Origin of the sequence: Nocardia jiangsuensis (assembly GCF_042650385.1) — a bacterium.
Lineage (GTDB): Bacteria > Actinomycetota > Actinomycetes > Mycobacteriales > Mycobacteriaceae > Nocardia > Nocardia jiangsuensis.
Map to the genome: position 1 here is coordinate 1 of NZ_JBHSAX010000017.1, position 3599 is coordinate 3599.

Below are 3599 nucleotides of genomic sequence, written 5' to 3' on the forward strand. Positions count from 1 at the left end.
AGGACAGACTCGTCCCCTCGAACCGCAACGCCGTTCGCTCCGGAGTGCGCGCGATCTGCTCGTCCAGCAACGCGACCAGCGTGGTAGCTGGAACTTCCCGCCCGGACCTGTTCCACTCCACCACCATTCGATCCCGCTCGCCCACCGGAACCACCGGAAGACGCCACACCCCGACCTCCCCTCCGGCGGCGAGAAACCCGCCGAGGAACTCGAGAAAACGCCGGTGCTGCACCCCCGCCGCACCCGCACCGTAGACCTCGGGATTGCTCTCGAAGTCGATGCGCGTTCCGTCCCGCCCCGGGTAGATATTGACCGCGAGATCCTCGATGCTGCCGGTGGAGAGCACGGTGAAGGTGCCTGCCGCCGTGCCGAAGCGGAGCCGGGTATCGAAGAGCATGACGTTGATCCACGGGCCGAAGTACGTGGCGTCCGAGGTGGATCGGCCCGCGTCGCGGCGCATGTCCTCGTGCCGGTAGCGCTGGTGCCGCAGCGCACCGGAGATCTCCACCCGCACCTGGCGCAGGAGCTCGGCGACGGTGGTGTCGAAGCCGATGTGCAGGCGGAGCGGAACGATATTGGCGACGGTGCCGCCCGATCGGCGCATGGCGGCCGTGGTGCGGGCGGTGACCGGCAGGCTGAGCACCACATTTGGCGACTGGGTCATCTGGGCCAGGTAGGCGGCGAAGGCGGCGATGAGCACGCCGGCGGGCGAATCGCAGTGGCGTTGAACGGCGGCGGCGAGGAGTTCCTCCTGCGCCGCGCTGAGATGGGCGGAGTCGATGGTGCTGACGGCGGAAGGCGGTGCCGTGCGGCCGGTGAGGCCGCTGTGGCCGGACCAGCCGGCGACCCGCTGCGCCCAGTGCTTCCGGTCGGTGTGGAAGCGGGTGCTCTCCCGGTAACCGATCTCGGCGTCGTACAGTGCGCGCAGGTCGAGCGCGCGGAACGGCGGGGGCTCGGTGCCGAGCACCGCGCAGGTGTACAGTTCGGCGACCCTGGCGGTGAACCCGGCCGCGCCGAAGCCGTCGAGCATGATGTGGTGCGCGCAGGAGTACCAGAACCAGCGGTCGTCGGCGATGCGGAGCAGTGCGGTGCGGATGAGCCGCCCGCCGAGCAGGTCCATCGGGCGGGATCGGTCGGCGCGCATCCACTCCTCTGCGGCCGCCACCGGCGCTTCGGCTGCCCGCAGATCGACCTGTTCGAGCACGTAGGCGAGGTCCGGGTCGACGACCTGGCGAACCTCGTCGCCGGTTTCCAGTAGCCGGAGGAAGCCGGAGCCGTACTCGGCTCCGGCCTCGCCGCAGGTGCGTTCGAGAATCGAGGCGTCAACCGCCCCGCGAATATCGACGTACTGCGCGATGGTGATCGGCACGAACGGATCGAGATGCTGCGCGTGCCAGATCGAAAGCTGTGCCGGTGACAGCGGAAAAGACATGCCGGAATCGACGGCAGTCATTGGCCCCCCAATGATTCGAACCGCGGCTATCAGGTAGCCGCTCTCCCCCTCGGATACTCACAACGTAGTGACTCGGCGGCCGATCCGCCACCCGGATTCTCAGCCGCGCGAATCGGCGCTGACTCCGCAGAGCGCGAGCAGATCCGCCTCGCTGGCCCGGAAGAGCAGGTACGCCCCGGCGAAGGCGAAGACGCCGCCGATGCAGACCGCGCGCACCGAGATCAGGGTGGAGAGCAGGTCGGGCGTCGGGAGGAAGGTGAAGCTCACCACCGCGAGCAGCGGGATGGAGGCGGCGACGGTGAGGTAGACGCCGCAGCGGTCGGCGAGCCTGCGCAGTGCGGCGCTGTCGCTCTGCACGATCTGGCCGCGCTGCAGGAACACCGGGTAGATGCAGCGGACCATGTAGAAGGTGATCAAGAAGAAGGGGTAGGTCATCGCGATGGCGCAGCACATCGCGCCGGAGGTGAGGAAGTGCAGCACGATTCGCAGCGGTAGCTCCCCGGTGAGGGCCCAGATCGCGATCGGGAAGATCAGCGCCGCCGATATCCACAGGAAGAACGCGACCATGACCGAACGGTCGCCGAGCCGGAGCGAGTCGAGTCTGGCCCGCTCCAGCGTAGCCGCGTCGTACTGCTTGCCGAGCCGTAGCCCGCGCGGCACGGTCAGCAGCCGGCGCGAGGAGTAGATGATCGCCGCCGCGCCGATCGGGAAGAAGGTGGCGTTGGTGAAGCCGATGACGGTGAGCAGGGACTCCTGGATGTCCGGTGCGAGCCGGTCGATGATGAGCTTGGTGTTCTGCTGGATGCTGTAGAGCGCGGCGAACAGGTTCGGGATCGCCATCGCCAGCGCCATCAGCGGGATGTGGTAGGCGCGCAGCCGAATTCGCCAGCTGTGCGGGGGCGGGTCGACCAGGTCGCGGGCCCGCGGATTCAGGCACAGCTCGAATTGCTTGGCTAGCACCGCGCCGTCTGACCAGCGCTGGGCTCGATCCGCGGCCAGGCAGCTCAGCAGGATCCGGCGCAGCGAGGCGGGGCAGTCCGCGGGCAGCCGGTCGGCGGTGGCGGTGTCGACGCCGGAGGTCCGGGAGAGCAGCATCGCCTCCAGCATGGTCTCGTCGCCATCGCCTCCGGACGCGGCGGCGACCCGGTCGTCGAAGGGCTTCTCGCCGGTCAGCAGCTCCCAGAGGACGACGCCGAGCGAGTAGATGTCGGAGCGGGCGTCCAGGTCGGCGGCGGTTGTCTCCATGCCGGGGTGGCAGGCCTCCAGCTGCTCCGGCGACATGTACGCCAGCGAGCCGCCGAAGTACGCCACCGGGCTCGTACCCTCGACATTGCGGCTGAAGCTGATGTTGAAGTCGGCCAGCTTCGGCACCGCCTCGGCGGTGAGCAGCACGTTGGCCGGCTTGACGTCGCGGTGCAGCACCCCGTGCTCGGCCGCGTAGTGCAGCGCCTCGGCCAGCCGCATGCCCAGCCACGCCACCGTCTCCGGCCAGCTCAGTGCGGCGATCTCGGCCCGGACGCTCGAGTCGGTCGGCCGGATCTCGCCCTTCTCCTCCATCGCCGCGTCCACCGCGTCCAGCAGCAGCTGCCCGGTGCGCTCGGCCTGCGGGGTGGCGCGCACCCAGCGCAGCACGCTGAGCAGCGTGCCACCGGGCAGGAACTGCATGTAGAGCAGGCGCAGCCGGCGCGCGGCCGGGTCGCCCGGTTGCGCGCCGAGCAGCTTCTGGTCGAAGACCCGGACGATGTAGTCGTGGTCGAGCTGGGCCAGAGTCTGCGGCTCGGTGCCGTGGTCGGCGGAGATCTTCACCGCGACGAGCCGCTGCAGCGAGCGCTGGCGAGCCAGGAAGACGCGCGCGAAGGCGCCGCTGCCGAGCCCGGTGAGCAGGTCGAAGTCGTCGACGCTCCGGCCGACCTCGATCCGGTCGAGGATGTCGAGGCGGCCCGCGTCGGAGACCCCCTCGGTCGGCAGGCTCGGCGTCGCGGTCGCGGTTCCGGTCAGATCACCTACGGTCATCCCGAGATCACGGTGCAGCGCCGCCGCGCGGTTCACCGCCAGGGTGGCGTCCGGGTCGTCGGCCGCGGCGCGGTGGGTGCTCTGATCCAGGCCGTCACCCGAAACGTCGAGGTCGGCGCGCGCGCCGACCTCG

Annotated in this window: 2 protein-coding genes; both read right to left on the minus strand. The window is 69.9% G+C overall.

Features of this window, described 5'->3' with window-relative positions:
• The coding region (locus tag ACFO0B_RS19355) for a condensation domain-containing protein (protein WP_378613927.1) at positions 1 to 1432 on the minus strand (1432 nt) is incomplete at its 3' end.
• Between the two features lie 120 nt (positions 1433 to 1552).
• Positions 1553 to 3599, minus strand: a 2047-nt coding sequence (locus ACFO0B_RS19360; RefSeq protein WP_449289797.1) for a serine/threonine-protein kinase, incomplete at its 5' end; no start/stop codon positions are given.